Raw genomic sequence first — 26,987 nt, forward strand, 5'->3', positions numbered from 1 at the left:
TTCACATTGGCATGACCTGATTCCGACGCTCGCCTCCCTAATGTGGGCGCAATGAGTCTGGAGATGCCCAATGCGTAGCCCCATCAAGCTTGAATTTTCCGAGAAGTACGACAAAGACCATGCGCGCGAGTACTTTCTCAAGCACCAGGATGGCCTTGCGCGACGCCTTTCCCACAAGCGAGATGAGCAGTTGGCGCGTCGCGCGCTGGCAATGGCCGGCGAGCCCGGGCTGGTCCTGGACTTGCCATGCGGTGCTGGCCGTTTCTGGCCACTGTTGGCCGAAAAGCCCAACCGGGTAATCATCGGTGCCGACAACTCCGAAGCGATGATCGAGACAGCGTGCGCCGCGCAACCGCCAGAAGTGGTGGCGCGGGTACGCCCTTTGCAGACTTCTGCGTTTGCAATTGACCTGCCGGACAACTCGGTGGACAGCATTTTCTGTATGCGTCTGTTCCACCACATTGGCGAAGCTGCCCACAGAAAGACCATTCTTTCGGAATTTCAGCGAGTTAGCCGTGATAGTGTGATCCTGTCACTGTGGGTGGATGGCAATTTCAAGGCTTGGCGGCGTAAGAAACTGGAACAGCGCCGCAGCGCCAAGACCGAGCAGGACAATTACCAGAACCGTTTTGTGTTACCGGCCGAAACGGTCGAAGAAGAATTCATGGCCGCCGGCTTCAGAATCCAGGAACGCCTCGACTTCCTGCCGTTCTATGCCATGTGGCGGGTCTACGTATTGCGTAAGGGGTAGTGTTTGATGGCTGTAGCCCAGAAAGGGGAGTCGCGGTTCGATTTTTACTGGCGCCAGCAAGGCGAGTGGGTCGAGGAGCCTAACCAGCGCCGCGGCGGCGAGAGTGGTGTACAACGCCTCAACGATGCCAGCGGCAAGCTGCTGTATGCCAAGCGCCAGGTCGGGCACATCTACCGCAGCCTGCTGCACCCTTTTGGCCGGCCGACCGTATTGCGTGAACTCGATGCGCTGAACAGCTTCGAGCAACTGGGCGTGCGCGTACCGCGCATTGTCTTCTGTGGTGCCGAACGCGATGCCGACCACCAGTGGCGTGCGCTGCTGGTGAGCGAAGCGCTGGACGGCTTTGTCGAACTCGACACCTGGCATGCCGAAGGTGCCCGCGAGCGCTACCCGCAGGTGGTGCATGAGCGCATGTTCAAAGACCTGGCGGACAACCTGGCGCGTATGCACCTGGGGCACTGGCAGCATGGCTGCCTGTACGGCAAGCACGTATTCATCAAGGTGATTGGCGAGGGCGAGCAGGCTCGCGTCGAGGTGGCGCTGCTGGACCTGGAAAAGTGCCGCCGACGTATCAGTTGCCAGCGTGCTGCAGGTAACGACCTGCGCCAACTGCGCCGCCATTCGTCGATCAATGACGCGGAATGGCAAACGCTGCTCTACTTTTACAAGATGGCGTTTGGCAGCGCTGTCAAAGGGTTAGGGTAATGAAACTAGAATTAGCTCGAGCTTTGTTCCTGGTGGCTGGCCTGGCGGTGACCACCGTGGCGGTGGCTGCCTGGGAAGAGCCGAGGCCAACTGTGTTCAGCAAGGCTGAGATGGCCGACCAGTGTGCGTTGCCGCGGGATGTGAAACCGCAGCAACAGGCACAGGCCGCGCCGGATCAGGACCTGTTGCTGTTCCTGTTTGGCCTGCGTCAGGGGTTGCGGCCGTTCGGTTGAGCCCGGTGTGAGCTAGAAATGCCAGAGGCCCCGCAATTGCGGGGCCTCTGGCATTTTTGCATGTGCCTCACCGGCCTCTTCGCGGGCTTGCCCGCTCCCACAGGTACAGCGCCGGTTCTGAAGCTGGCGCCGTATCTGTGGGAGCGGGCAAGCCCGCGAAGAGGCCGGATCAGGCCACAACAGGCCCTTTGACCACCGATTTGTGCGCCAGCAAGGTGTAGATACAAGGCAGTACAAACAAGGTAAACAGCGTACCAATCGACATGCCGGTAGCAATCACCGTCCCGATGTCAAAGCGGCTGACCGCTCCGGCGCCGGTCGCCAGAATCAGCGGCACCATGCCGAACACCATCGCCGCCGTTGTCATCAGCACCGGCCGCAGGCGGATTGCCGCTGCTTCCTCGATCGCTTCGCGCACGCTCAGGCCGCGTTCCTCACGCAGCTGGTTGGCGAATTCGACGATGAGAATGCCGTGTTTGCTGATCAGCCCGATCAAGGTCACCAGCCCGACCTGGGTGTAGATGTTCATGCTCGAGATGCCCAGAAACAGCGGCAGCAGCGCCCCGCAGATCGACAACGGCACCGTCACCAGAATCACCAGCGGGTCGCGGAAACTTTCGAATTGCGCTGCCAGCACCAGGAAGATGATCGCCAGTGCCAGGCCAAAGGTAACCCACAGCGCGCTGCCTTCCTGAACGTACTGGCGGGCCACCCCGGCGTAGTCGAAGGCGTAGCCTTCCGGGGCTTCTTCGCGGGCGATGTCCTGCACCGTCTTCAGCGCTTCGCCCAGGCTGACCATGGGCACGCCCTGGATGATCGCCGCGTTCAGCTGCTGGAACTGGTTGAGCTGGCGCGGGCGGGCGCGGTCAGTGAGGGTGATCAGGGTCGACAGCGGCAGCAGTTGGCCCTGGTCGTTCTTCACATAGTAGTTGTTCAGCCAGCCGGGGTTGTCGCGGTAGGGCCGCTCGACTTGGGCAATCACCTTGTAGCTGCGGCCTTCAAGCGTGAATCGATTGATTTCCGCTTCGCCCAGCAAGGTTGCCAACGTGCCGCCCAAGGTGTCCATCGACACCCCCATCTGCGCCGCCTTGGCCCGGTCGATATCGACCACCACTTCAGGCTTGTCGAACGCCAGGTCGATGTCGAGGAAGGCGAATTTGCCAGATTCCTGGGCGCGCGTCTTGATGCGCTGGGCCACCTCCAGCAGTGCCGGGTAGTCGCCTGCGGTATTGATCACGAACTGGAACGGCAGGCCCTCGCCAGTGCCGGGCAGCGAGGGCAGGTTGAAGCCGAAGATCTGCAGGCCGCCGATTTCTTCAAGTTTGGCCTGTACCAGCGGCAACAGCTCCATCTGCGTGCGCTCGCGCTCGTTCCAGGGCTTGAGCAAAAAGCCACCAATGCCGGTCTGCACACCATTGAAACCATTGATCTGGAACGACGAGTAGTATTCCGGGAAGGCCTTGAACAGTGGCGTGAACTCGTCGGTATAGGCGTTGAGGTAATCAAGGTTGGCCGGCTGCGGCGAGCTGCTCATCATGAAAATCACCCCTTGGTCCTCGTTCGGCGCCAGTTCGTTCTGGGTGAACTTGAGCAGCACCGGGATCAGGCACAGGATGATCACGGCAAACACCAGTACCACCGGCCGACTGTCGAGGGTGGCGTGCAGCAGGCGCTGGTAGCGCACCTTCAGGCGCTCGAAGATCTGGTCCAGGCGATGGGCCAGGCCGCTGGGGTTCTGCTCCTGGCGCAGCAGCAGGGCGCACATCATCGGCGACAGGGTCAGGGCAACGATGCCAGAGATGACCACTGCCCCGGCCAAGGTCAGGGCGAACTCCTTGAACAAGGCCCCTGTGAGCCCGGTGAGGAAGCCGATCGGTGCATAGACGGCGGCCAAGGTGATGGTCATCGATACCACCGGCATGGCGATTTCACGGGCGCCCTCAAGGGCCGCGTCGAACGGCGACTTGCCTTCCTCCATGTGCCGGTGGATGTTTTCCACCACGACAATGGCATCGTCCACCACCAGGCCGATGGCCAGCACCATGGCCAGCAGGGTCAGCAGGTTGAGCGAGTAGCCCATCATCTGCATGAAGAACAGCACGCCGATCATCGACAGGGGAATGGTCACCACCGGGATCAGCACCGAGCGCAGGGCGCCGAGGAACAGGAACACCACCACGATGACAATCAGCACGGCTTCGCCGAGGGTCTTGATCACTTCGTCGATGGAAGCCTGGATGAACAGCGTGGCGTCGTAGGCGATCGACACTTTGAGCGCCGAGGGCAACTGGCTTTGCAGCTCGGGCATGATGCGCCGCACTTCCTTGATTACATCCAGCGGGTTGGCGGCCGGGGTGGCCTTGATGCCGATATACACCGACGGGGTACCGTCGAACGAGCTGACCGTGTCGTAGTTTTCTGCGCCCATCTCGACCCGCGCCACATCGCCCAGCAGTACGCGGCTGTCACCGCTGGTCTTGACCGGCAAGGCGGCGAATGCCTCGGCTGATTTCAGCTCGGTACTGGCGTTGATACTGGTGACCACGTACTCGCCCTTCACCTCGCCGGCAGCCGAGAGGAAGTTGTAGCGGCGTACCGCATTGGTCACGTCAGTGGCCGACAGGCCGAAGCCGGCCAGCTTCACCGGGTCTATCCAGATACGCATGGCAAACACCTGGTTGCCGAGGATCTCTGCCTCGGCCATGCCTGGCAAGGTGGCCAGCTTGGGCTGAATGACCCGTGACAAGTAGTCGGTGATCTGCGGGTTGCTCATTTCCTTGCTGTAGAAGCTGACATACATCAGCGCCGAGGCGTCGGCAGCCTCCTTGCTGAGCACTGGGTCTTCGGCGTCCTGCGGCAGTTGGTTGCGCACTTCGTTGGCCTTGGCCAGCAGCTCGGTGAACAGCCGGTCGCTGTCGGCACCGATGCGCGCGTAGATGGAGATGATCGAAAAGTTCTGCCGGCTCACCGAGGTCATGTAGTCGATGCCTTCGGCACTGGCCAGGCTTTGCTGCAGCGGCTGGGTGATGTAGCCCTGGATGGTCTCGGCGTTGGCCCCGGGGTAGGCGGTGGTCACCGTGATCAGGGCGTTTTCCATTTGCGGGTACTGGCGGATCTGCAGTTTGTTCCAGGCCTGAAAGCCCAGCAGCAGGATCAGCAGGCTGACCACGCTGGCCAGCACCGGGCGACGGATGAACGGGTCGGTAAACGCCATGCCAGCCTCCTGTCAGTCCTTGCCCGGTGCGCCCTGCTCGGGCTTGAGGGCCTTGCCCTGGCCGATGCGGATCGCGGCGCCCGGGGTGAGTTTCAGTTGCCCGGCGGTGACCACCTGTTCACCGGCCTGCAAACCCTTGCTGACCACCACCACGCCATCGCGGCGCTCGCCGGTTTGCACCGTGCGTTGTTCGGCAACCAGCTGGGGTTGGTCCTTGTCGTCGGTTTCCGGTTTGCCATCCTTGTCCTTTTTCGGGGTGGCGATGTACACCGAGTTGCCATACAGGGTGTAGGTAATGGCGCTTTCAGGCACTACCACTTGCGGTTGAGGGTTGGGCAGCAGGATCAGCAGGCTGGTGAACATGCCTGGCAGCAGCTTGCCGTCGGGGTTGGCCATGGTTGCGCGCACCAGCAGGTTACGCGTGGTTTCCTCAACCTTCGGGTTGATGGCGCTGAGGCTGGCGGGAAAGGTCTGGCCCGGGTAGGCGGCCACTTGTACCAGGACCTGCTGGCCCAGGTTCAACTGTGGCAGGGCCTGTTCCGGCACGTTGAAGTCGACGTACAGGCTGGACGTGTCCTGCAGGGTGGCGATCACTGTGCCGGCGGCAAGGTAACCGCCGACATCCACCTGGCGGATGCCGATGGTGCCGCTGAAGGGGGCACTGATGCTCTTCTTGGTTTTCGACGCCCTGAGTTGCTCGACCACCGCCTTGTTGCGCAGATACTGGGCGTTGAGGCGATCGAACTCGCCGCGGGAAATGGCCGAATCGCCCACCAGCTGGCTACCGCGGCCGAAGTCGACCTTGGCCAAGCCCAGGTCGGCCTCGGCGGTGCCGAGCAGGGCGGTTTCCTGGTCGTCATTGAGGCGCAGCAGCAGTTGCCCGGCTTTTACCTTCTGCCCAGAGTCGAAATACAGGGTTTTGACGATGCCCTCCACCTCAAGGCTCAGCTCAACGCCTTGCAGCGCCTTGAGGCTGCCGACGGCGGGCAGGCGCTGTTGCCACTGGCGCTGTTCGGCCAAGGCTGCCGCTACGGTGATGGGCGGCTTGGGGGCAGTGAACATCTGGATCTGCTGGTAGATCGAGAAGGCCTTGTAGCCCCCCAGGGCCAGCACGATCAGCAGAACCACGGCCAACATGATGAGCATGCGGCGGGGCAGCATAGGTCCGGTTCCTTGGATTCGGTTGTTATTCGCTTGGACACGACAACGGGCGATCCTGCCCACGTGCGGATGGGGGAAGTATTGACCTTTTTTTGTGGGAAGGGTGTGAAATGCCTGTGAGGGCCTCTTCGCGGGCAAGCCCGCTCCCACAGAAACCGCGTAGTCAGCGGATTGTACGGTCCCTGTGGGAGCGGGCTTGCCCGCGAAGAGGCCAGTGAAGGCAGTAGAAGAATCAGACGAGATGCAGGTGGTTGTCCCAGAACCCCGACGGGAGGTTCATCGGCTGCCCGACCAGTTCTGCCTTGGTGCAATCATAAAACCGGCAACGGCCCTGCCCGGAAGTAACCACAAACCCGTCGTTCACCGCGCCAACCCCCGCGCAATCGGGCATGGGCGCATCCAGCCGCACCGCGCCGCTGTCCAGGTCCCAGACAAACAACCGGTTGGCCCGTGGCGCAGTCAGCGCCACCAGCCGCAGCTCGCTATGGATGGCGACGCTGGCGGTGTACTGGGCCATGGCCTGCAATTGCCGCTCCGGCACCGGGAAGGCCTTGAACGGCTCACCCGGGCGCTTGATCGCCAGCAACTCGGCAGTTTCGTCGGCATCGCCCATGAACTGCTGGCAGGCGGCGATGGTGCCATCGCTGCCCACCGCCAGATGGCGCACGCTGTTCATCTGCTGGGCCAGGGTTTCCTTGCTCAGCAGGGTGCCGTCGCGCTGCATCAGCACCAGGCTCGGCTGCATGGCGTTGAGGTTCATCTCCACCCGGCTCTCGGCTTCGGTACGAATACCGCCATTGGCCACGATCAGCGTTTCGCCGTCCGGCAGCCAGGCGACCTCGTGCGGGCCGATGCCGTGGGTCGGGATTTCGCCGGTGTGCACCAGGCGCTCACCTTCGAAGCGGTATACACCAAGCACGCCGCGCCCCGGGTCTGTGGTGTCGTTCTCGGTGGCATACAGCCATTCGCCGCCTTTGTGCACCACGGCGTGGCCGTAGAAGTGCCGGTTCGGCTGCGACGTTACCGTTTGCAGCAGGCGCCCGTCGCGCAGGTCGACCAGGTAGCTTTCGGTACCGGGGCGGCGGGCGACGAACAGGGCGATCGGCTGCTCGGGGTGCTGGATGATGGCATGGCAACGCTGGGCGACCTGGGTGCTGAACACCTGGGTGCCGTCCAGGCGAAAACCGACGGCATAGTGCTTGCCGTCGCCGTCGTCGCGCGCCGAAAGCAGCAAGGGTTCGCTGCCTTTGTTGCGGGACAGGCTCCAGCCGCCCAAGGTGAGGGCGCTGAGCAATACGCTACCGAGTTTGAGGGCCTGGCGTCGCAGCATGATCAGTCACCGTCGTTGGCATTGAAGCCCAGCTGGATGTTCAGCGCCTTGGCCAGCTCGCCTTCGTGCAGGCGATGGACGGCGTTCAGGCTGTCGTAGATCTGGTTGAGGGTTTGCTGGCCAGCGTCGTCGGCCAGCAGCTCGCCAAGGGTTTTCTGGTTGTCGGCCAGCAGTTTGAGCGAAGTAGCGTAAGCGGCGTCGATCTTGTCCGCCAGCGCTTTCTGATCGCTGGGCAGCAAGCCGCGCAGGCCCTGGTTGTCGACCCCGACCCAAACGGTTTCGGCCGCCTTGAGGGTGGCTTCCAGGCTCTTCAGCGAGTTGTGGCTGCGCCAGGCTTCAGCCTGCAGCGGCTGCGGGATGCCCTTGCTCTGGCGACCCATTGGCGCACCCAGCTTCTTCTTCAGGGTATCCAGGGCGGTGACCTGAGAACGCAACAGGTCGGCGATGGCTTCGTGGGAATCGGCGTAGCGCTGGTTAGGGAACTTGGTCATCTGCGAGAGCATGCCATCGGTGCTGTTCCAGCCCTTGAGGATCTCCTCGGCCAGGACCTTCTGGTGCTCACCAATGGCCACCAGCAGCGGGCAGTAACGGGCTTTCTGCTCGGCAGTGGCGATGTCCGGCTTGCTGTCGAACAGGATGTATTCGTAGGCCGAGAGGCCGCGTACCACCACGCTGGCCTTGCCCAGGGTGGCGGCATCGACCGGCTTGTCGCCGTTGACCAGCTGTTCGACCTGGCGGCCGACCAGGTTCTTCTTGTCGGGCCAGAACTGTACCTGCCAGGCGCGGTTGCCTTCGGCGAGCGGGCCAACCAGCAGCGGCTGCAGTTCAGCCCAGGCCTTTTGCGCGGTAAGGAAGTCGGCGCGGGCGGTGTCCAGGCTTGCCTTGCCTTCACAGTAGGCCAAGGCACTGACTGCCAGTTGGCGGTCGGCTTCGACCCAGCGGCTGTACGTCGGCAGGATCACCTGCTTGGCAATGGCAGCGGAAGTAACGGCTTGCGGGTCCTGCGGCGAGCAGGCACCGAGGGCGAGTGCGGCGAGGCTGGTGAACAACAGTTTGGGTCGGAACATGCCCGGCTCCTTTGCGCGTTTTAAAGTGAGTTCAGGAACGCCAGCAACGCAGTGCGCTGCTCGGCATTGAAAGTAAGTACGAAGTTGCGTGCCGCCTCGGCTTCACCACCATGCCAGAGCACGGCTTCAAGCAGGTTGCGGGCGCGGCCGTCGTGCAGGAACTGGCTGTGGCCGTTGACCGTTTCATTCAGGCCCACGCCCCACAGTGGCGGGGTGCGCCAGTCCTGGCCGTTGGCGGCGAATTCGGTGCGCTCGTCAGCCAGGCCCGGGCCCATGTCATGCAGCAGCAGGTCGCTGTAGGGGCGGATGACCTGGTTGGCCAGCTCCGGCTCGGCGGCATCGGCGGCCGTGGTGAACTGCGGGGTGTGACAGCCCTGGCAGCCGGCCTGGTAGAACAGGTTCTTGCCCGCCAACACCTGCGGCGCGCCCACATCGCGACGGGCCGGTACGGCCAGGTTGCGGGTGTAGAAGGTCACCAGGCGCAAGATATTGTCGCTGACTTCCTTTTCGCCATCGGCGCCGTCGCCGTTGGGCGCTGCCAGGCAGTCGGCCTGGGCCGGGGTGCAATCGTCCTTGGGCAGCAGGGTACTGGTCAGGCCCATGTCACCGGCGAAGGCGTGCACGTTCTGCTGGTTGACGTTGGGTTGCCCGGCTTTCCAGCCGAAGCGGCCGATCACGGTCTTGCCCTGGGCGTCGTCCCACACGCGGTTGGCCCGCCCGCGGATGCCGTCGCGGTTGCGGTCGTCCGGGTCTTCGTTGGCCAGCAGGTCGGCTTCGGGGATGGCTTCAAGCAGGCCCAGGCCGATCATCGGGGGGGCCACCCGCGCCGAAAAACGGGTGTCGGGGTGCATCACGCCATAGCCGAGCTGGGTGATCTGCAGGCTTGGCTTGCGCAACTCGACCTGATGGCCGTCGTTGAACGTTACCGTTTCGCTGCTGTAACTCACCCGTACCTTGCCTTCCGGGGCCACGCCTGGGATGGCCATGTCTTGCAGCTGGGTGCCATACACCGGCTCTGGCACTACGCCGAGGCGCTCGATCACCTTGGCCAGGTAGGGCTGGTCGGGGATCGACAGCCTTACCAGCATGCCCACTGCGTTGCTATCGCCTGGCTCTGGCGGGTGGCCACGGCCATCGCGCACGTGGCAACTCTGGCAAGCATTGGTGTTGAACAGTGGGCCCAGGCCATCACGTGCAGTGGTGGTGGACGGTGCGATCACCCAGGGGTTGCGGAAGAAGCTGTTGCCCACGGCGAAGTCCAGACGCCGCTCGGGCGACAGGTTGGCCGAGGGCAGGGAATAGGCGTTGCGGTCGCTGCGCTGCACGGTCGCCTTGCCACCCGACAACGCTTCGCCGGGCTCGGCCTGGGTGAAACGCGGGGCGTCGTCACAGGCGGCGAGGGCAAGGGTCAGGAGCAGGGGGGAGAGTCGGGACAGCGACGAGGACATGCAAAATCCTGGGCGTGGGCGAAAAACCAGCGTGCAAGCTTAGCAGGCCAGTGTTTTTTGAATAAGAGCAATTTGCAGTTACCTGGGTGAAAAGGATGTGAAACCCCAGCATTTTCATGTGCAGCACCGGCCCTATCGCCGGCAAGCCAGCTCCCACAGGTACACCACTGGCTTCACGGCCTGAGTTGTACCTGTGGGAGCTGGCTTGCCGGCGATAGGGCCAGAAGCAAAAAAGGCGACCCGAAGGCCGCCTCTTTCAAAACACCTATACAGCAGAATCAGAATTCGTGATCTGCAGTATCCGGGTTCAGGTTGGCAATACCCAGCTTGCCCGCAGCCTGCTCGATCGAACCGGTCTGTTTGACCAGGGCGGCGATAGCATCGCGAACGATCTGGTTGCCGGCAGCGTTGTCGGCGGCGATCAGTTGGTCGTAGTGCTCGCCTTTCTGCGCGTGGTCGACCATCACCTGGATCTTGGCTTCGGTGGCTTCCAGGTCGGCCTTGAGGGCGGCGTCGGCAGCCGGGTCAGCCTTGGCTACCAGCGACGAGAGGCTCGGGCCGCTCACTTTGGTACCGTCCGGGCGGGTGTACTCGCCCAGGTAGACGTTGCGGATGCCCTTGGCGTCGTAGAAGTGCGAGTAGTGGGTGTTGTCGCTGAAGCAGTCCTGCTCGTCTTCCGGCGAGTTGGCTTCCAGCGAAACCTTCATGCGCTCGCCAGCCAGTTCGCCCAGCGACAGGCTACCCATGCCGAACAGCATCTTGCGCAGGCCGTCGTTGACAGGCTCCGCTTCCAGCTTGGCGCGGTAGTTGTCGGCGACGTTCGGCGCCCAGTTGCCGACCATCTCTTCAAGGTCGGTAACCAGCAGCTGGGTAACCGCTTTCAGATAGGCGCGGCGGCGCTCGTTGTGGCCACCGGTGGCGCCCTGGCCTTCCAGGTAGTCGGAAACCGGGCGGGCGCCAGCGCCTGGGCCGGTGCCGTTGAGGTCCTGGCCCCAGAGCAGGAATTCGATGGCGTGGTAGCCGGTGGCCACGTTGGCCTCGGAACCTGCCAGTTCGTTCAGGCTGGCCAGTTTCTCAGGGGTGATGTCCTTGACGTCGACCTTCTCTTCGCCCACCTGGATCTCGGTGTTGGCGATGATGTTGGCGCTGGCGGCCGGGTTGCCCAAGGCGTGCTCGTAGCTCTTGTCGACGTAGTCGATCAGGCCTTCGTCCAGCGGCCAGGCGTTCACCTGGCCTTCCCAGTCGTCGATGATGGTGTTGCCGAAGCGGAAGGCTTCGCTCTGCAGGTAAGGTACGCGCGCGGCGAACCAGGCGTCCTTGGCGGCCTTCAGGGTTTCGTCGCTGGGCTTGGCCAGGAACGCGTCGACGGCGGTCTGCAGGGTCTTGGCGGTGCTCAGCGAGTCGCTGTACACGGCGTAGACCATTTCGGCGTAGTGCTTGACCACGGCTTTGCCGGCAGCTTCGTCGACAGCCCCTGGTGCAGCAGCGGTGGTGCTGGCGGCAGCAGGTGCCTGGGCTTGCGGCGCGGCGGCTTTGTCGTCCTTGCCTTCACCGCAACCGGCGAGAGCGATGGCGATGGCCAGCAGACTGGCGGAGGCCAGAGGCATTCGAATCATTATTGGTTTTCCTGCGTCGTGTGGTTGGACCAAGGGGTGGACCGTGCGCCGTGGCACGCGAAACCGCAACATCATGCGAAAGATTTGCATTTGCTGTAAAGGGGCGGGCGCGCAATTCATGTAATTGCCGGTCACAGCCTGTCACCAGGCCGGCCGGCTCAGAGCATCGAAACCTGGTTGCGCTGCGCCTGCTTGAGGAAGTTGGTCAGTTCACGGGCTGACAGTGGCTTGCTGTAGTGATAGCCCTGGCCCTCGTGGCAGCCCTGGGCAACGATGTAGGTTTCCTGTTCGGCGGTTTCCACGCCTTCGGCGATCACCTGCATGCCCAGGCTCTTGCCCAGCTGGATGATGGCGCGAACGATGGTGGCGTCGTCATCGTCGTCGAGCAAGTCCTGGACGAAGCTCTTGTCGATCTTGATCTTGTCCAGCGGCAGCGATTTCAGGTAGCTGAGTGACGAATAGCCGGTACCGAAATCGTCGATGGCGATCAGCGCCCCGGAGCGGCGCAGGCTCAGCAGGTGCTGGGCGGCCGTGCTGATGTCTTCCATCAGGCCGGTTTCGGTCACTTCCAGCTCCAGGCTGCGTGGCGGCAGGCGGTAGGCCTGCAGCAGGTTGTTGACCACCCGTGGCAGCTCACTGTGGTGCAGTTGCACGGTGGACAGGTTGACCGCCATGCGCAACTCGCTGAAGCCTTGGTCGTGCCATTCGCGCAGTTGCCGGCAAGCCTGGTCCAGTACCCATTCGCCGATACTGATAATGCTGCCGTTCTGTTCGGCCAGCGGAATGAACTGGTCCGGCGGCACCATGCCCAGCTCTGGGTGCTGCCAGCGCAGCAGTGCTTCGACGCCGACCACGCGGTGGTCGCGGTAGCTGATCTGTGGTTGGTACACCAGGTACAGCTGGTTGCGCGGCAGGGCTTCGCGCAGGTCTTTTTCCAGCTCGCGGCGGCGGCGCATCTCGCTGTCGACACTGGCGATGTAGAACTGGTAGCGGTTGCGCGAACGGGCCTTGGCCAGGGTCATGGTCTGTTCGGCTTTCTGCAGCAACTTCTCGGTGCTGTCGCCGTCTTCGGGGAACAGGGTGATGCCGATGGTGGCGCGCAGGCGGATCTGCTGGTGGTGGTCGAGGTCGAACGGCACTTCCAGGTCATCGAGGATGCTCTGCGCCAGTTCGGCCGCCTCGTAGGGCTGCTCGATATTGGCCTGCACGAGGGCAAACTGGTCACCGCCCAGCCGCGCCAGGGCGCCCAGCCTGCCGCTGTGGGCGCGCAGGCGGTCGGCCAGGGCCAGCAGCAGCTGGTCACCCACCTGGTAGCTGAACTGCTCATTGATGCCCTTGAAGTCGTCCAGGCCAACGCATAACACCGCCACACGGTGTTGCAGGCGGCCGCCATCGACGAGGATCTTGTCCAGTTGCTGCTGCAGTTGCTGGCGGTTGGGCAGGCCGGTGAGGAAGTCGTACTGGGCCATGCGCTGCAGGCTGTTTTCAGCTTCATGGCGCAGGTGGGTGTTGCGCTCGATCGACGCCAGCAGCTGGTTGGCAGTATTGACCCAGAGGCCCAGTTCGTTCTTCTCGTGGCCTTTGAGCAGCGGTATCTGGTGCTGGCTGGGGCGGTCGGGGTTGATCTGGGTGAGGTGCTCGATGATCTTGGACAGCGGCTTGGTCAACAGCCAGTGGTAGACCAGGTACAGCACCAGGCCCATGGCCAGGGCCCGCAGGACGCCGGAAATGAAGATGATCACCGCGTTGATCAGGAAGTCTTCGCCGTAGGACGAGGTGTCGAGGGTGATGCTGAGGTCGCCGTAGTATTCGCTGTAGGGGCCGCGGCCGACCAGTTGCGTGGTGTAGGTGCGTTCCTGGCCGAGGATCGGGTCGGTCAGCCAGCGCATGGACATGTCCTGCAGCGGGCGGGATTTTTCTGCCAGCATGGTTTCGTTGGGGTGGCCGATGGACGCCATGCGCACCGATTCGTCCTGGAACAGGCCTTCCATCACCTGCATGCCCATTTCCCGGTCGAGGCTGTACACCGCCTGGGTGGAGGGGTCGCGGAACATGTCGAGGATGCGCTGGGCATCGTTGTTCACGGCCTGGCGGGTCTTGTAGGTGTCGTAGACAATTTGCGCACAGCTGAGCACGACGCCAACCGCCAACGCCGACAGCAGCACGACCCTGAGCAACTTGACCGACAAGCTGTTCCGCAATTCCAGCTTCAATGGGGTTTCCTTAATCCATGCGCATGGCATCATTTTGCCATCAACGATGACGATACACTATCGGCCGATCATGAGCAGTGTATCGGTTGCCTGACCCCGCAACTTGAGTGCGCTGTGTCAATCTTCCAGAGGTTTGATGTTAGCGCGGTATGCGGGCTGAGCAAGCAAAACCGTGCCGGCCTTTTCGCGGGCACAGGCACAAAAAAACCCGGCACATGGCCGGGTTTCTGTTCAAGGCTGAAGGAATCAGGCCTTGAAGGTATTGCCTTCGAACTGCTCGGCAACGAACTTCCAGTTGACCAGGTTCCAGAACGCCTCGACGTACTTCGGACGGACGTTCCGGTAGTCGATGTAGTAGGCGTGTTCCCAGACGTCGCAGGTCAGCAGCGGGGTGTCGCCGCTGGTCAGCGGGCAGCCGGCGCCGATGGTGCTGGCCAGGGCCAGGGAACCGTCAGCTTTCTTCACCAGCCAGCCCCAGCCGGAACCGAAGGTGCCAACCGAAGTCTTGGTGAACTCTTCCTTGAACTTGTCGAAGGAACCGAAAGCGGCGTTGATGGCATCAGCCAGGGCACCGGTCGGTTGACCGCCGGCGTTTGGAGCCAGGCAGTTCCAGTAGAAGGTGTGGTTCCAGACCTGAGCGGCGTTGTTGAAGATGCCGCCCGAAGAGGTCTTGACGATCTCTTCCAGGGTCTTGCCTTCGAATTCGGTGCCTGGGACCAGGTTGTTCAGGTTCACGACATAGGTGTTGTGGTGCTTGTCGTGGTGAAACTCCAGGGTTTCCTTGGAGATGTGCGGCTGCAGGGCATCGTGGGCGTACGGCAGCGGCGGCAATTCAAAAGCCATGGTGGATCTCCTGATTCAGGTCTAGTTCGCGGTTTGCGCAGGGCCGATCACGGGCGGCCCTATGAGCGTCGGCGAGTTTGTACTCTTTGCGACGCAAGGGGTCGATCATAGCACCAGCCCCCGCGCATAACCACGCAACAAACATAGGGAATAGAGGTTCCAGAGCGGTTCACGATACCGACCGGTGGTGTTTGTCGTTGCGCATGTGTTGGGTTTGAGATTGAGCGCCGCCCGCGCGGCGCTTCGCGGGGCAAGCCCGCTCCCACATTTGTTGCAACGTGCCAAACCTGTCAGGCCATGGTTGCCAGCTTGGTAGGGCTGACTGGATTTCCGAGTTGGCACCAATACCGCCCCGCATGACTCAAGCCTTACTCCAAGGCTGACAACGCCTCTCCCACAGGCATGGCCACGTTGCAACAAATGTGGGAGCGGGCTTGCCCCGCGAAGCGCCGCGCGGGCGGCGCTCGATCTCACAGGCGACAAAGATGCTGCGTCAAACCCTGAGGTCAGTTGAAGATCAGCTGCGCCGCCACCGCGAACATCATCACCGCCACCATGAGGTCGAGCATGCGCCATGTCGCCGGCCGTGCCAGCCATGGTGCCAGCCAGGCCGCGCCAATCGCCAGGGTCGAGAACCACAGCAGCGAGGCGCTGGCCGCCCCGGCCACATAAGCACCAGGCTCGGTCTGCTGGGCGCCCAGCGAGCCGATCAGCAGCACCGTATCAAGGTAAACGTGGGGGTTGAGCAGCGTCACCGCCAGAGCACTGAGCAGCACCGCACGCCGCGAGCGCGTGCCTTGGCCTTGCTGGTGCTGCAGGCTTTGTTTGGAGCAGGCACTGCGTAGGGCTTTGGCGCCGTACCAGATGAGGAAGACTGCGCCGCCCCAGCGGGCCACCGCCAGCAAGGTCGGATTATGTGCCAGCACGTTGGCCAGGCCGAATACCCCGGCCGCAACGAGGATGGCGTCACAGATGATGCACAGCGCCGCCACCGGCAAGTGATGCTCACGGCGCAGGCTTTGCGCGAGGACGAAGGCGTTCTGGGTGCCGATGGCCATGATCAGGCCAAACGCTACCAGCATGCCGTTGAGATAGCTTTGCCACATGGCAGGGCGCTCCAAAAAAGGCTCATGAAAGATGCTGGCTATTGTGATGTTCGGCGCTGTATAAGAAAAACAAATAAAGCTGATCAGGCATTAGGAAAATCGATGTTCGACTACAAGTTGCTGGCCGCCTTGGCGGCGGTGATCGAACAGGGGGGGTTCGAGCGTGCGGCCCAGGTGCTGGGTTTGTCGCAGTCGGCTATCTCCCAGCGCATCAAGCTGCTTGAGGCGCGGGTCGGGCAACCGGTGCTGGTGCGTGCCACGCCGCCCAGCCCGACCGAAGTCGGCCGCCAATTGCTCAACCATGTGCAGCAGGTGCGCCTGCTTGAACGCGACCTGCAACGCCAGGTGCCGGCGCTGGACGAAGAGGGCATGCCGGAGCGCCTGCGCATTGCCCTTAACGCCGACAGCCTGGCCACTTGGTGGGCCGGCGCGGTGGGCAACTTTTGCGCGCAGCAGAACGTGCTGACCGATTTGGTGGTGGAAGACCAGGAAGTGGGCCTGAAACGCATGCGTGCTGGCGAGGTTGCGGCCTGCCTTTGTGGCAGTGAGCGCCCGGTGGCCGGGGCCCGCAGCCTGCCATTGGGCGCCATGCGCTACCGGGCACTGGCCAGCCCTGGGTTCATGGCGCGGCATTTTCCCCAAGGCTTTGTCGCCAGCCGGCTGGCCCGCACACCGGCGATCGTGTACGGCCCGGATGATTTCCTGCAGCATCGCTACCTGGCATCGCTGGGCATCGAGGACGGTTTCCTGCACCATCTGTGCCCGTCATCCGAAGGCTTCCTGCGCATGACCGAGGCCGGGCTGGGCTGGGGGCTGGTGCCCGAATTACAGGCCACAGAGCAACTGACCAGCGGGCAGTTGGTGGAAATCTGCAGCGATACCCCCATCGACGTGCCGCTGTACTGGCATCATTGGCGCAATGGCGGGCAATTGCTCGCGCAACTGACCGACCACCTGCGGCACACCGCACGGCAATGGCTGGTGCCCTTGTAGCCACGGCTGGCGTCAGTTGCATCTGAAATCTGGCAAGACGGAGTCTTACATGCGAATTCTGGTCACCGGCGCGAGTGGCTTCATTGGCGGGCGCTTTGCGCGCTTCGCTCTGGAGCAGGGCCTGGACGTGCGGGTCAGCGGCCGCCGCGCCGAAGGGGTCGAGCACCTGATCAAGCGCGGCGCCCAGTTCATCCCCGGCGACCTGGGCGACCCAGAGCTGGCCCGGCGCCTGTGCCAAGGCATCGAGGCTGTGGTGCACTGCGCCGGCGCAGTGGGCAACTGGGGGCGCTACCAGGACTTCTACCAAGGCAATGTGGTGGTTACCGAAAACGTGGTCGAGGGCTGCCTTAAGGAGCATGTGCGGCGCCTGGTGCACCTGTCATCGCCATCGATCTATTTCAATGGCCGTTCGCGCCTGGACATTCGCGAAGAGCAGGTGCCGCGCCGTTTTCACGATCATTACGGGCAGACCAAGCACCTCGCCGAGCAAAAAGTGTTTGGTGCCCAGGAGTTCGGCCTTGAAGTGCTGGCGCTGCGCCCGCGCTTTGTCACGGGCGCTGGCGATGCCAGCATTTTCCCTCGGCTGATGCAGATGCAGCGCAAAGGCCGCGTGGCGATCATCGGCAACGGCCTGAACAAAGTCGATTTCACCAGCGTGCACAACCTCAACGAAGCCCTGCTCAGTGCGTTGTTCGCCGACGACCGTGCGCTGGGACAGGCCTACAACATCAGTAACGGCCAGCCGCTGCCGCTGTGGGACGTTGTCAACTACGTGATGCGCCAGATGCAGCTGCCGCAGGTTACCCGCTACCGTTCCTACGGCCTGGCCTACAGCCTGGCCGCGTTGAACGAGGCGGCTTGTATGCTGTGGCCGGGGCGCCCACAACCAACCTTGTCGCGCTTGGGAATGCAGGTGATGAGCCGTGATTTCACCCTGGATATCAGCCGCGCCCGCCAATACCTGGACTACCAGCCCAAGGTCAGTTTGTGGACAGCATTGGATGAATTCTGCGGCTGGTGGAAGCATTTGCCGCCTGGGCAGTGAAGCTGCTGCAGTGACGATGGTCATCAACGCGCCGCGCTTGCGGTTTATACTCGTGCCTCTTTGCGACTACCGCGGTTGAATGTATCCATGCGTAACCATGCTCACGATGACTACGATGACGTGCCTACCTTGCGGGCGGGCACCGTTGATGATGACGAACTGATGCCGGCGCACGTGGTGCGCAGCCGCCAGAAAGCCGCCCGTGGGGCCAGCACTGCGCCGCTGTGGGCACTGCTGTGCGCCTCGTTCATCGCGTTGGCGGGCCTGGGCTGGTGGAGCTTTCAGCAGATCTCGCTGATGGAGCAGCAACTGGTGGCGACCCAGGAAAGCTTTGCCCGCATCAGTGAAGAAGCCGCCGGGCGTTTGCAGGCGATCAGTGGCAAGGTGGAGGCCAGCGAGTCCGGTGTGACTACCAGCAGCGAGGCGCTGAAGCTGCAGTTGCGCCAGTTGCAGAAGGGTGTAGCCGGGCAGACCGGCGACCTGGGCAAGCGCCTGGAGCAGGTGTTGGCCGATACCCGTGAACAGCAGAAGGCTGTGACCGAGCTGCAAGGCCAGTTGCAGGCGCAGTTGAAACTGGTGAATGGCGAGCTGGCCGCGTTGCGGTCGGGTCAGGTTGATGGTGGCAAGCTGGACACCCAGTTCAAGGGCCTGAACGAGCAGGTTGCTGCGTTGAAGGCCGCGCAGGTGGATGGCGGCAAGCTGGACGTGCAGCTCAAGAGCCTGGGCAGTGATGTGGCAGCGCTGAAGAAGCAGGGCAACCCGAGCTCCGCTATCCAGAGCCTGGAGCAGGACATGGTCGTGCTCAAAAGCCAGATAGATAACCGCCCGGCTGCGGCAGCGTCCGGTGGTGCGTCGGTGCAGGAGTTCGATGCGTTCCGGGCGCAGATGACCCGCAACCTGAATACTTTGCAGAGCCAGGTGCAGAACCTGCAGCAGCAGATCAACGCCCGGCCCTGAGATCACCTAGGCCTTCTTCGCGGGCACGCCCGCTCCCACAGGTACAGTGACAAGCTTGAATGTTGTGCTGTCCCTGTGGGAGCGGCGGTGCGGCGGTCCGATTTACCCGCGAATGGCCCTCAATCAAAGCCGCGGGTAATCGATGTACCCCACTGGCCCCTTTCCGTAGAAAGTCTCCGGCCGCGCCTCGTTCAACGGCGCATCCGCCGCCAGCCGCGCTGGCAGGTCAGGGTTTGCGATAAACGGCACACCAAACGCCACCGCATCCGCCTTGCCACTGGCCAGGGCCGCATTGGCACTGGCCTTGTCGAAACGCTCATTGACAATGTACGGGCCACCGAATGCCTCTTTGATCAGCGGGCCGATGCTGTCATCGGCTTCCCGCTCCCGCGAGCAGATGAAGGCAATGCCCCGTTTGCCCAGCTCACGAGCCACGTAGGTAAAGGTTTCGGCGCGGTTGGCATCCCCCATGTCATGCGCATCGGCACGCGGCGCCAGGTGCACACCAACGCGATTCGCACCCCACACTTCGATGGCCGCATCGGTCACTTCCAGCAGCAAGCGTGCACGGTTTTCCAGCGACCCGCCGTAGCGGTCGGTGCGTTGGTTGGTGCTGCTTTGCAGGAACTGGTCAAGCAGATAGCCGTTGGCGCCGTGGATCTCTACCCCGTCGAAACCGGCAGCCTTGGCATTCTCGGCGCCGCTGCGGTAGGCCTCGACGATATCGATGATCTCTTCGGTTTCCAGCGCGCGTGGGGTGGGGAAGTCACTCAGCGGGCGCACCAGGCTAACATGGCCTTTGGGTTGGATCGCGCTGGGGGCAACCGGCAGTTCGCCGTTCAGGTAGCTGGGGTGGGAGATGCGGCCAACGTGCCACAGTTGCAGGAAGATTCGCCCGCCGGCGGCATGCACGGCCTTGGTGACGTTGTTCCAGCCACGCACCTGCTCATCGTTCCAGATACCGGGGGTGTCCGGGTAGCCGACGCCCATGGCACTGACCGAAGTCGCCTCGCTGAGGATCAGCCCGGCGCTGGCGCGTTGCACATAGTATTCGGCCATCAGCGCATTGGGCACGCGGCCTTCGTCGGCACGGCAACGGGTGAGCGGGGCCATGATGATGCGGTTGGGCAGTTGCAGGTCGCCCAGGGTGATCGGATCGAAAAGCGTGGTCATAGCGGTTACCTGCCTTGTCAAAGTGCTTGGCGCAGTTGTTCGAGGAACGCCTCAATGGTGGCTTCGTCGCGTTTGAAGAAGTGCCACTGGCCAATCTTCTGGCTGCTGATCAGCCCGGCGCGCTGCAAGGTGGCCAGGTGGGCGGAGACGGTCGACTGCGACAGGCCGCAGCGTTGGTCGATCTGCCCGGCACACACACCGTTTTCGGTGCTGTGATACTGGTCGGGGAATTGCGTTGCCGGGTCTTTCAGCCAGCTGAGGATTTCTCGCCTGACCGGATGGGCCAGCGCTTTTATGATTTCGTCGAGATCGAGAGGCATGGGTCAAGGCTCGTTGTAGCGGCATATCGCGATAGGACGAAATGTAAATCGCCCGTTCCCGATATACAAATATGAAGAGGTTCTGAGCTGAGCACGAATCGCTATATCGCGTTATAACGATATATGGCCGGGCAGTGCTAGACTGCGCTCATGAACTACCTCGCACACCTGCACCTGGGCGGCCCGGCGCCGCAACAACTGCTGGGCAGCCTGTATGGCGATTTCGTCAAAGGCTCGCTGGAAGGGCGCTTCCCACCGGCGCTGGAGGCGGCTATCCGGCTGCACCGGCATATCGACAGCTACACCGATCGGCACCCGGTGGTGCTGGCGGCACTGGCGCGCTTTCCGCGCGAAAGGCGACGCTTCGCCGGTATCGTGCTGGATGTGTTCTTTGACCATTGCCTGGCGCGGCATTGGGGTAACTATGCCGAGCAGCCGCTGGAGCAGTTCACAGGGGAGTTCTATCGGGTGTTGCTGGCAGAACCGGAGTTGCCGGGGCGGCTGGCGCGGATTGCACCGTTCATGGCTGCCGACGACTGGTTGGGGGCGTATGGCGACTTTGCCATGCTGGAGCAGGTGTTCAACGGCATTGCCCGAAGGTTGTCGCGGCCGGAGGGAATGGCAGGGGTGATGGGTGAGCTGGAGCGGCTGTATGAGCCGCTGATGGCGGATTTCCGCGAGTTCTACCCGCAGTTGCAGGCGTTTGCGGCGGCCGGGCGGATGCCTGACAGTTAGTTCTGTGCTGGCTTCTTCGCGGGCTTGCCCGCTCCCACAGGTACTGCACATGGCTGGAGGGCTGTGCGGTCGAGGTGGGAGCGGGCAAGCCCGCGAATAGGCCAGATCAGAAAGCGCGAGAGTCTCAGGCCGCCCGCGCATGTCGCCGTGGCGCCAGCTCAACTTCTTCAGTGCCGAACAACGCCAGGTGAATCGCCTGCTGCGCCTGCAGCGCCAGCACCGCGCGCTCCTTGCCCACGCTGCCAATCGGAGGCAGCAGGTGAATGCGCACCTCGCCCCGCGGCTGGGCAAACAGGCGCATCAGGTGCGACACCAGATCATCATCGCCAATGAACGGCGCCACCGGGTCGATCTGGCCATCACGCAGATACTGGATAGCCACCGGCTGCACTGCCACACCCCGGTCGATGGCACCAGCCAGCAGGCGACCATGGAAGGTGCGCAAGGTGTGACCGCTGGTGGTGGTGCCTTCGGGGAAGATGAGCAGCGGGCGTGCCAGGCCCAGTTGCCCTGCGATCTGCTCGCGCAGGCGCTGGCTGTCGCCGCCGCCACGGCGGATGAACAGGGTGCCGGCTTTTTCCGCCAGCCAGCCGGCTACAGGCCAGTGGCGCACTTCGGCCTTGGACAGGAACGACAGCGGCAGCAGCATGCCGAGCAGGGGGATATCGGTCCACGACACATGGTTGCTGACCCACAGCATCGGCCGCTGCGGCAGCTCGCCTACGACCTTCACGTCGAAGGGCAGGGCGGCGACCAGGCGTTTCATGAACAGACAGGCCCAGCGCTGGCGGCGTTCGAGGGGGGCCTTGAAGCCCAGGCGTTCGCCGAGGGCGATCAGGCTGGCCATCAACATGCCCAGCAACAGCACCAGCAGCAAGCGAGTCAGGCGGGCTACAACCCGCAGCTTCGGCATCAGACCGCTGCCTTGAAGTGGCGGGCGTAGCGCGGGCACAGGTCGTCGCGCTTGAGCAGAATGAACACGTCGGCCACCTGGAAGTCCTCGTCCCAGCACGGCTCGCCGCAAATCTTTGCGCCCAGGCGCATGTAGGCCTTGAGCAGCGGAGGCATTTCGGCGATGACGTTGCCCGGCAGGGCCAGGCTTGGCAGCGGGTTCTTCGGCTCGGCACGCAGGTGCTCGGTGCACAGATAACGGTCACGCAGGCGCTGCATCACGGCATGGGCCTGCACGCCGCCGTCCTGCATGGGGATGCTGGCGCAGCCCATCAGGTAGCTGTAGCGGCCCTCGTTGAGCACTTCGGCCAGTTCACCCCACAGCACGGCGATGGTGCCGCCGTTGCGGTAGTCGGGGGCTACGCAGGTGCGGCCCAGTTCGAGGATCGGGCCCTGCAGCTGCAACAGGCCGTGCAGGCGGAATTCTTCTTCGCTGTAGAAGCGGCCCAGGCTGCTGGCAGCCTGGTGGTCGAGCAGGCGGGTGGTGGCCACCAGCTCGCCGGTGCTCAGATCACGTACACCAATGTGGCGGCAGTGCACGTCGTAGTCGTCCATGTCCAGGCCCTGCTCGGCACCCTTGAGCTTGGCTTTGAATTCTGCGCTGAACACTTTGAAACGCAGGGCCTGGGCCTCTTGCAGCGCCGCGGCGCCAACCAGGCGTTCGGCTTGCAGACGGCGTTCAGTGCTGTTGTCGCCAGAATGAGCGATCCGAGTCATTACGAGTCTCCATAAGCCAGCCATGAAGGGTTGCGGCCGGTCGGCTTTGTTGTGCAAAGTCAGCCTAGGTAGACGCGGTGTCACCCCTGTGAATCTTTGGTGATGCTTGCGTGACACCCCCCGGAACTTGACCAGAAAGCCCCAGCAAGGAGCCGTCCCATGGCCTGGTTGCAACGATTGAATGACCCGTTTCGTCATGCGCTGGCGGGTACCCTGGGCGAAACCTATGGCGCACTGCTTGAGCGCCTCGGCCCGGTGGCCCCCTTCGAACTGGCGGTACTGGGCGCGCGCGCGATGGCGACGCCGGGCCTGGCGTTCCTGGTGGGCTACCAGGCTGCCTTGCGGGTGCTGTGGCCCAGTGCGCCGGCTAGCCTCGGGGCCTTGTGCGCAACCGAACGGCGCAGTGTGCGGCCGGCGGACATGCACACGCGCCTTGATGACTTGCGACTGACGGGAAGCAAGGATTTCGTCACGGCTGGGTTGGAAGCGGAGTGGCTACTGGTGGCGGCGCGTAGCGAAGCGGCTGGCGAGGCACCACGGTTGAACCTGGCGGTGGTCTACCCCGGGGAACCAGGGGTGACCCTGGAACCATTGCCGACCCTGCCGCTTATGCCGGAAGTAGGCCATGGGCGCTTGCTGCTGGAGCAGGCGGCGTGCGAGTTGCTGGCCGGTGACGGATGGGATGCTTATGTGAAGCCGTTTCGCTCGCTGGAGGACTTGTATGTGCTTACGGCGCTGACGGCCTGGTTGTATGGCGTGGGGCAGGAGTGTGCGTGGCCACAGGGGTTGCGCCTGCAATTGCTTGGGTTGCTGGCAGGCTGCGCCGAGGGCAGCCGGCACTGTGCCGACAGCACCGGTGGCCATTTGCTGCTGGGTGGTTTGTTCGCACAGTTTCAGGCGTTGCGGGGGGAGATTGATGCGGCATTGGCGGCAGGGCCGGCGCATTGGGCGCAAATCTGGCAGCGTGACCAGGGGGTGATGGCGTTGGCTGCGGCGGCTCGGGAGAAGCGGCTGAACAAGGCTTGGGCTGCTGCGGGATTGTCATGAATGCCTGATAGGTTATCGTGAACTATTGAATCCTGGGGCCGCTTTGCGGCCCATCGCCGGCAAGCCAGCTCCCACATCGATCGCACAATGCCCAAGGTTTGAGCAGTACCTGCAGTACCTGCAGTACCTGCAGTACCTGTGGGAGCTGGCTTGCCGGCGATGGGCTGCACAGCAGCCCCAAAAAAGGCGAGCACGAATGAATGAAGGCACTCCTGCTTACACTGGCGATGGTTACGTGTTGCGCCTGGGCAGAAGATTGGCCTCAGCCTGACTGGCCGATCGATAATGCTACCCTCGACTGGCACGCCGTCGACGCCTACGCCTTCCCCGCACGTTCCCCCTCCGGGCGCAGCGGCATCCGCACCGACGCCCTGCTGATCATCCGCGATGGCCGCATCCTTCATGAGCGCTACGCAGCCCCCACCACCGCCGCCACCGCACACCTGACCTGGTCGGTCAGCAAGAGCGTCCTCGCCACGCTGCTGGGCGTGGCCCAAGGCGAAGGACGCTTCCAGTTGCAAGACCCTGTCTCCCGTTTCTATTCGGGCATGCGCGGCCATCCCGGCATACGCATGGCTGATCTGTTGCACTGGGCCAGCGGCCTGGACTGGCAGGAAGACTACGAATACGCCCCGCTCAAGTCTTCGGTGGTGGCCATGCTGTATACCCGTGGCCGCGAGGACATGGCGGCCTATACGGCGGCGCGGGGCATGGCGGCCAGTCCCGGTCAGCGATTCCTCTACTCCAGTGGCGACAGCAATTTGCTGGCCGCTGCGCTGCGCGGCATGCTCGATGCCGCGCAGTACGCCGATTACCCCTGGCACGCGCTGTTCACCCCGTTGGGTATCGAAAGCGCGGTGTGGGAGCGTGACCGGGCGGGCACCTACGTGGGCTCTTCCTATCTGTATCTCAGCGCCCGAGACTTGGCGCGTATCGGCTTGTTGATGCAGCGCGACGGGCAGTGGCAAGGCCGGCAACTGCTGCCCAAGGCCTGGGTGGCCTTCAACCGCACAGCGTTTGACCGTGCCCAGCCTGTACCCGGTGAAGCCAACCCTGGCGGCCACTGGTGGCTCAACCAGCCGCTGGCCGGCACCGAGCGGCCTTGGCCGAGTGCGCCCGAAAGCACCTACGCTGCCCTTGGTCACTGGGGCCAGGCGCTGTACGTGCTGCCTGCGCAAAAGCTGGTGATCGTGCGCTACGCCGATGACCGCGACGGCAGTTACCAGCACAACGAACTGCTCAGGCGGGTGCTGGCCGCATTGGCCCGGGAGGGCGCATGAAGCGGGCCTTGTTGCTGGTGCTGCTGGTGCTGCTGTTCTGGACCTGGCAGGAGCGTCAGGCCCTGGCGGATTTCCCCGGCATCCTCTCGGCCTACTCGGCCAAGGAATACTGCTCGTGCCGCTTTGTCATGGGCTTCGAGCAGGCCTACTGCCAGGGCTATGTAAAGCAATGGCTGCCGCTGAGCCTGCTGGAGGAAAACAGCCAGCAGCGGCTGGTTACTGCCGAGGGGCTGGGGCGGCGCAATCAGGCTGCGTGGCAGGGCCCGCGCGAGGGCTGCCGCTTGCTGCCATGAAGGCGTGCGGGTAAGGTTGGCGGCCTGGTTTCACGAGATCTGTCATGTTCAAGCTGCCCCGCCTGCTGCCCGCCTTGTTGCTGGCTTTGTGCCTGCCCGCCCACGCCAACTGGCACCTCGATGGCGAATCGTCGCGCCTGTCGTTTATCACCGGCAAGAACGGTGACACCGCCGAGGTGCACCGTTTTCTGGTGCTGCATGGCACAGTCGACCGCAAAGGCGTGGCGGGGCTGAGCATCGAGATGGACTCGGTGAGCAGTGGCATTGCACTGCGTGACGAACGCATGCGTGACGACCTGTTCGAGGTCGAGCGCTTTGCCGAAGCCCAGGTGCGGGCGCAACTGGACCTGCGGCCGATCAACGACTTGGCCAACGGTGCCCAGATCGAACTGCGCCTGCCGCTCACCGTCACCCTGCATGGCCAGTCGCACAGCTATAACGCCCTGTTGCTGGCCACCCGCCTGGACGAGCGGCGCTTTCAGGTGGTGACCCTCGAACCCCTGGTGCTGCGTGCCGAGGATTTCGGCCTGCTGCCAGGGCTGCAGACCTTGCGCAAGTTTGCCGGGCTCAAATCCATCAACCCGTCGGTGCCGGTTAGCGCGGTGCTGATTTTCACCGCCCGCTGACATGCCGGGGCCGGTCTTCCCTTGGCGGGATGGCAACCAGTTCGAACTGCTGATCGACGGCCCCGAGTTTTTTCCGCGCATGCTGGCGGCCATCGTGCGGGCCGAGTTTCAGGTCGACCTGGAGCTGTACCTGGTGGAGGCCGGTGCCTGTGCCGAGGCGGTGGTCGAAGCCCTGGAACAGGCCGCCCGGCGTGGTGTGCGGGTGCGTTGCCTGTTCGATGACTATGGCTCGCTGGCCTTCAACAGCGCCCTGCGCCAGCGCCTGCTGGAGGCCGGTGTATACCTGCGCTGGTACAACCGCCTGCGCTGGAAGCGTGGCCTGCGCAATCTGTACCGCGACCATCGCAAGCTGCTGCTGGTGGACGAACGCTGGGCGGTGGTGGGCGGCACGGGCGTTACCGACGAGTTCTGGACACCGGGCGACGCGACCAGCGAATGGCATGAGGTGATGGTGCAGATTCAGGGGCCGGTGGTTAATGACTGGCAGCTGCTGTTCGATCGCCAGTGGTATGCGAACAACCGCCGTACCGCCTGGCGCCCTGCCGAAGGCTTTGGCCTGCCACGCTTGCCCAAGGTGCCTGCCCACGGGCAGGGCATGGGCCGGGTGGCCTATGCCGACGCCCGCCAACACCAGGACATCCTGCATTCGCTGGTGCGGGCGCTGAACAGTGGCAAGCAACGGGTATGGCTGGCCACGCCGTACTTTCTGCCGACCTGGAGCGTGCGCCGTTCGTTGCGCCGTGCCGCCAGCAAGGGGCTTGATGTGCGCCTGTTGCTGACCGGGCCACGCACTGATCACCCGTCGGTCCGCTACGCCGGGCACCGCTACTACCCACGTCTGCTGCGCGCCGGGGTGCGGATTTACGAGTACCAACCGTGCTTCTTGCACCTGAAGATGGCCGTGGTAGACGACTGGGTCAGTGTGGGCTCGTGCAACTTCGACCACTGGAACCTGCGCTTCAACCTTGAGGCCAACATCGAAGCGCTGGACCCGCCGTTGACCGCGGCGGTGGTGGCGAGCTTCGAGCGTGACTTTGCCCAGAGTGAGGAAGTTGACCTCGACCACTGGCATGCCCGGCCGCTGTGGCGCAGGGTGAAACAGCGGATCTGGGGCTGGCTCGACCGACTGGTGGTCAACGTGCTCGACCGCCGTGACTGACAGC

General features: G+C 63.4%; 25 protein-coding genes. 12 read left to right on the top strand and 13 right to left on the bottom strand.

Annotated elements, in window-relative coordinates; translation table 11 throughout:
• Positions 1-70: 70 nt before the first annotated feature.
• From P0Y58_07210 to P0Y58_07220, 3 genes are read left to right on the top strand one after another with little or no spacing between them, the layout of a single operon-like run.
• Positions 71-751, top strand: a complete 681-nt coding sequence (locus tag P0Y58_07210) for a class I SAM-dependent methyltransferase (protein ID WEK31975.1) — start codon at positions 71-73, stop codon at positions 749-751.
• A 6-nt stretch (positions 752-757) separates the two neighbouring features.
• Complete coding sequence (locus tag P0Y58_07215; GenBank protein WEK31976.1) at positions 758-1,456, top strand: lipopolysaccharide kinase InaA family protein; 699 nt, start codon at positions 758-760, stop codon at positions 1,454-1,456.
• Positions 1,456-1,689 carry a hypothetical protein gene (locus tag P0Y58_07220; GenBank protein WEK31977.1) on the top strand — a complete coding sequence of 78 codons (234 nt, stop codon included), beginning with the start codon at positions 1,456-1,458 and terminating at the stop codon, positions 1,687-1,689. The genes P0Y58_07215 and P0Y58_07220 overlap by 1 nt, the downstream gene beginning before the upstream one ends.
• Before the next feature lie 169 nt (positions 1,690-1,858).
• On the opposite strand, the gene P0Y58_07225 is transcribed toward P0Y58_07220, so the two are convergent.
• The 9 genes from P0Y58_07225 to P0Y58_07265 all read right to left on the bottom strand — a co-directional run bounded on the left by P0Y58_07225 (position 1,859) and on the right by P0Y58_07265 (position 15,687).
• The gene (locus P0Y58_07225; protein ID WEK31978.1) at positions 1,859-4,903 is read right to left on the bottom strand and encodes a multidrug efflux RND transporter permease subunit; all 3,045 of its coding nucleotides are present in this window, start codon (positions 4,901-4,903) and stop codon (positions 1,859-1,861) included.
• A 12-nt stretch (positions 4,904-4,915) separates the two neighbouring features.
• Positions 4,916-6,064 (bottom strand): efflux RND transporter periplasmic adaptor subunit, encoded by a 1,149-nt coding sequence (locus tag P0Y58_07230; GenBank protein ID WEK31979.1) that lies wholly within the window; start codon positions 6,062-6,064, stop codon positions 4,916-4,918.
• Positions 6,065-6,296: 232 nt separating this feature from the next.
• The gene (locus tag P0Y58_07235; GenBank protein ID WEK31980.1) at positions 6,297-7,394 is read right to left on the bottom strand and encodes a DUF1513 domain-containing protein; all 1,098 of its coding nucleotides are present in this window, start codon (positions 7,392-7,394) and stop codon (positions 6,297-6,299) included.
• Between the two features lie 2 nt (positions 7,395-7,396).
• Positions 7,397-8,461 (bottom strand): imelysin family protein, encoded by a 1,065-nt coding sequence (locus P0Y58_07240; protein WEK31981.1) that lies wholly within the window; start codon positions 8,459-8,461, stop codon positions 7,397-7,399.
• A 20-nt stretch (positions 8,462-8,481) separates the two neighbouring features.
• The gene (locus tag P0Y58_07245; protein ID WEK31982.1) at positions 8,482-9,909 is read right to left on the bottom strand and encodes a di-heme oxidoredictase family protein; all 1,428 of its coding nucleotides are present in this window, start codon (positions 9,907-9,909) and stop codon (positions 8,482-8,484) included.
• A 278-nt stretch (positions 9,910-10,187) separates the two neighbouring features.
• Positions 10,188-11,525 carry an imelysin family protein gene (locus P0Y58_07250; GenBank protein WEK31983.1) on the bottom strand — a complete coding sequence of 446 codons (1,338 nt, stop codon included), beginning with the start codon at positions 11,523-11,525 and terminating at the stop codon, positions 10,188-10,190.
• A gap of 158 nt (positions 11,526-11,683) precedes the next feature.
• Positions 11,684-13,738 carry an EAL domain-containing protein gene (locus P0Y58_07255; GenBank protein WEK31984.1) on the bottom strand — a complete coding sequence of 685 codons (2,055 nt, stop codon included), beginning with the start codon at positions 13,736-13,738 and terminating at the stop codon, positions 11,684-11,686.
• Positions 13,739-13,984: 246 nt separating this feature from the next.
• Complete coding sequence (locus tag P0Y58_07260) at positions 13,985-14,581, bottom strand: Fe-Mn family superoxide dismutase (GenBank protein ID WEK31985.1); 597 nt, start codon at positions 14,579-14,581, stop codon at positions 13,985-13,987.
• Between the two features lie 506 nt (positions 14,582-15,087).
• A complete protein-coding gene (locus P0Y58_07265) occupies positions 15,088-15,687 on the bottom strand; it encodes a LysE/ArgO family amino acid transporter (GenBank protein ID WEK31986.1) in 600 nt (199 codons plus the stop codon).
• A gap of 102 nt (positions 15,688-15,789) precedes the next feature.
• On the opposite strand from P0Y58_07265, the gene P0Y58_07270 reads away from it, so the two are divergent.
• From P0Y58_07270 to P0Y58_07280, 3 genes are all read left to right on the top strand, one after another.
• Positions 15,790-16,680 (top strand): LysR family transcriptional regulator ArgP, encoded by an 891-nt coding sequence (locus P0Y58_07270; protein ID WEK31987.1) that lies wholly within the window; start codon positions 15,790-15,792, stop codon positions 16,678-16,680.
• 49 nt (positions 16,681-16,729) lie between these two features.
• Positions 16,730-17,725, top strand: coding sequence for an NAD(P)-dependent oxidoreductase (locus tag P0Y58_07275; protein WEK31988.1), 996 nt, complete (start codon positions 16,730-16,732; stop codon positions 17,723-17,725).
• A gap of 87 nt (positions 17,726-17,812) precedes the next feature.
• On the top strand, positions 17,813-18,682 hold the full coding sequence (locus tag P0Y58_07280) for an ATPase (protein WEK31989.1): 870 nt from the start codon (positions 17,813-17,815) through the stop codon (positions 18,680-18,682).
• 123 nt (positions 18,683-18,805) lie between these two features.
• Here P0Y58_07280 and P0Y58_07285 read toward each other — a convergent pair whose 3' ends face one another.
• The gene (locus tag P0Y58_07285; protein WEK31990.1) at positions 18,806-19,855 is read right to left on the bottom strand and encodes an alkene reductase; all 1,050 of its coding nucleotides are present in this window, start codon (positions 19,853-19,855) and stop codon (positions 18,806-18,808) included.
• Positions 19,856-19,872: 17 nt separating this feature from the next.
• Complete coding sequence (locus tag P0Y58_07290; GenBank protein WEK31991.1) at positions 19,873-20,175, bottom strand: helix-turn-helix transcriptional regulator; 303 nt, start codon at positions 20,173-20,175, stop codon at positions 19,873-19,875.
• A gap of 150 nt (positions 20,176-20,325) precedes the next feature.
• Between P0Y58_07290 and P0Y58_07295 the strand changes: the two genes are divergently transcribed.
• The gene (locus tag P0Y58_07295; protein WEK31992.1) at positions 20,326-20,910 is read left to right on the top strand and encodes an ACP phosphodiesterase; all 585 of its coding nucleotides are present in this window, start codon (positions 20,326-20,328) and stop codon (positions 20,908-20,910) included.
• Between the two features lie 124 nt (positions 20,911-21,034).
• Here P0Y58_07295 and P0Y58_07300 read toward each other — a convergent pair whose 3' ends face one another.
• Both P0Y58_07300 and P0Y58_07305 read right to left on the bottom strand, forming a co-directional pair.
• Positions 21,035-21,823, bottom strand: coding sequence for a lysophospholipid acyltransferase family protein (locus P0Y58_07300; protein WEK31993.1), 789 nt, complete (start codon positions 21,821-21,823; stop codon positions 21,035-21,037).
• On the bottom strand, positions 21,823-22,578 hold the full coding sequence (locus P0Y58_07305) for a GNAT family N-acetyltransferase (protein ID WEK31994.1): 756 nt from the start codon (positions 22,576-22,578) through the stop codon (positions 21,823-21,825). Before P0Y58_07305 ends, P0Y58_07300 begins: the two co-directional genes overlap by 1 nt.
• 159 nt (positions 22,579-22,737) lie before the next feature.
• On the opposite strand from P0Y58_07305, the gene P0Y58_07310 reads away from it, so the two are divergent.
• From P0Y58_07310 to P0Y58_07330, 5 genes are all read left to right on the top strand, one after another.
• Positions 22,738-23,625, top strand: a complete 888-nt coding sequence (locus P0Y58_07310) for an acyl-CoA dehydrogenase (GenBank protein WEK31995.1) — start codon at positions 22,738-22,740, stop codon at positions 23,623-23,625.
• Positions 23,626-23,825: 200 nt separating this feature from the next.
• On the top strand, positions 23,826-24,905 hold the full coding sequence (locus tag P0Y58_07315; GenBank protein ID WEK31996.1) for a serine hydrolase: 1,080 nt from the start codon (positions 23,826-23,828) through the stop codon (positions 24,903-24,905).
• Positions 24,902-25,198: an amidase gene (locus tag P0Y58_07320; GenBank protein WEK31997.1), complete on the top strand. Its 297-nt coding sequence runs from the start codon at positions 24,902-24,904 to the stop codon at positions 25,196-25,198. The genes P0Y58_07315 and P0Y58_07320 overlap by 4 nt, the downstream gene beginning before the upstream one ends.
• Before the next feature lie 44 nt (positions 25,199-25,242).
• Positions 25,243-25,824: a YceI family protein gene (locus P0Y58_07325; protein ID WEK31998.1), complete on the top strand. Its 582-nt coding sequence runs from the start codon at positions 25,243-25,245 to the stop codon at positions 25,822-25,824.
• A 1-nt stretch (position 25,825) separates the two neighbouring features.
• Positions 25,826-26,983 (top strand): phosphatidylserine/phosphatidylglycerophosphate/cardiolipin synthase family protein, encoded by a 1,158-nt coding sequence (locus tag P0Y58_07330; protein WEK31999.1) that lies wholly within the window; start codon positions 25,826-25,828, stop codon positions 26,981-26,983.
• Positions 26,984-26,987 lie beyond the last annotated feature (4 nt).

This window comes from Candidatus Pseudomonas phytovorans, assembly GCA_029202525.1.
GTDB classification, from domain to species: Bacteria; Pseudomonadota; Gammaproteobacteria; order Pseudomonadales; family Pseudomonadaceae; genus Aquipseudomonas; species Aquipseudomonas phytovorans.

What these genes read in the sequence shown, in the direction of transcription:
- P0Y58_07210 (WEK31975.1), top strand. Translation starts at nt 71, where the DNA reads ATGCGTAGCCCCATCAAGCTTGAATTTTCCGAGAAGTACGACAAAGAC.
- P0Y58_07215 (WEK31976.1), top strand. Translation starts at nt 758, where the DNA reads ATGGCTGTAGCCCAGAAAGGGGAGTCGCGGTTCGATTTTTACTGGCGC.
- P0Y58_07220 (WEK31977.1), top strand. Translation starts at nt 1,456, where the DNA reads ATGAAACTAGAATTAGCTCGAGCTTTGTTCCTGGTGGCTGGCCTGGCG.
- P0Y58_07225 (WEK31978.1), bottom strand. Translation starts at nt 4,903, where the DNA reads ATGGCGTTTACCGACCCGTTCATCCGTCGCCCGGTGCTGGCCAGCGTG.
- P0Y58_07230 (WEK31979.1), bottom strand. Translation starts at nt 6,064, where the DNA reads ATGCTGCCCCGCCGCATGCTCATCATGTTGGCCGTGGTTCTGCTGATC.
- P0Y58_07235 (WEK31980.1), bottom strand. Translation starts at nt 7,394, where the DNA reads ATGCTGCGACGCCAGGCCCTCAAACTCGGTAGCGTATTGCTCAGCGCC.
- P0Y58_07240 (WEK31981.1), bottom strand. Translation starts at nt 8,461, where the DNA reads ATGTTCCGACCCAAACTGTTGTTCACCAGCCTCGCCGCACTCGCCCTC.
- P0Y58_07245 (WEK31982.1), bottom strand. Translation starts at nt 9,909, where the DNA reads ATGTCCTCGTCGCTGTCCCGACTCTCCCCCCTGCTCCTGACCCTTGCC.
- P0Y58_07250 (WEK31983.1), bottom strand. Translation starts at nt 11,525, where the DNA reads ATGATTCGAATGCCTCTGGCCTCCGCCAGTCTGCTGGCCATCGCCATC.
- P0Y58_07260 (WEK31985.1), bottom strand. Translation starts at nt 14,581, where the DNA reads ATGGCTTTTGAATTGCCGCCGCTGCCGTACGCCCACGATGCCCTGCAG.
- P0Y58_07265 (WEK31986.1), bottom strand. Translation starts at nt 15,687, where the DNA reads ATGTGGCAAAGCTATCTCAACGGCATGCTGGTAGCGTTTGGCCTGATC.
- P0Y58_07270 (WEK31987.1), top strand. Translation starts at nt 15,790, where the DNA reads ATGTTCGACTACAAGTTGCTGGCCGCCTTGGCGGCGGTGATCGAACAG.
- P0Y58_07275 (WEK31988.1), top strand. Translation starts at nt 16,730, where the DNA reads ATGCGAATTCTGGTCACCGGCGCGAGTGGCTTCATTGGCGGGCGCTTT.
- P0Y58_07280 (WEK31989.1), top strand. Translation starts at nt 17,813, where the DNA reads ATGCGTAACCATGCTCACGATGACTACGATGACGTGCCTACCTTGCGG.
- P0Y58_07285 (WEK31990.1), bottom strand. Translation starts at nt 19,855, where the DNA reads ATGACCACGCTTTTCGATCCGATCACCCTGGGCGACCTGCAACTGCCC.
- P0Y58_07290 (WEK31991.1), bottom strand. Translation starts at nt 20,175, where the DNA reads ATGCCTCTCGATCTCGACGAAATCATAAAAGCGCTGGCCCATCCGGTC.
- P0Y58_07295 (WEK31992.1), top strand. Translation starts at nt 20,326, where the DNA reads ATGAACTACCTCGCACACCTGCACCTGGGCGGCCCGGCGCCGCAACAA.
- P0Y58_07300 (WEK31993.1), bottom strand. Translation starts at nt 21,823, where the DNA reads ATGCCGAAGCTGCGGGTTGTAGCCCGCCTGACTCGCTTGCTGCTGGTG.
- P0Y58_07305 (WEK31994.1), bottom strand. Translation starts at nt 22,578, where the DNA reads ATGACTCGGATCGCTCATTCTGGCGACAACAGCACTGAACGCCGTCTG.
- P0Y58_07310 (WEK31995.1), top strand. Translation starts at nt 22,738, where the DNA reads ATGGCCTGGTTGCAACGATTGAATGACCCGTTTCGTCATGCGCTGGCG.
- P0Y58_07315 (WEK31996.1), top strand. Translation starts at nt 23,826, where the DNA reads ATGAAGGCACTCCTGCTTACACTGGCGATGGTTACGTGTTGCGCCTGG.
- P0Y58_07320 (WEK31997.1), top strand. Translation starts at nt 24,902, where the DNA reads ATGAAGCGGGCCTTGTTGCTGGTGCTGCTGGTGCTGCTGTTCTGGACC.
- P0Y58_07325 (WEK31998.1), top strand. Translation starts at nt 25,243, where the DNA reads ATGTTCAAGCTGCCCCGCCTGCTGCCCGCCTTGTTGCTGGCTTTGTGC.
- P0Y58_07330 (WEK31999.1), top strand. Translation starts at nt 25,826, where the DNA reads ATGCCGGGGCCGGTCTTCCCTTGGCGGGATGGCAACCAGTTCGAACTG.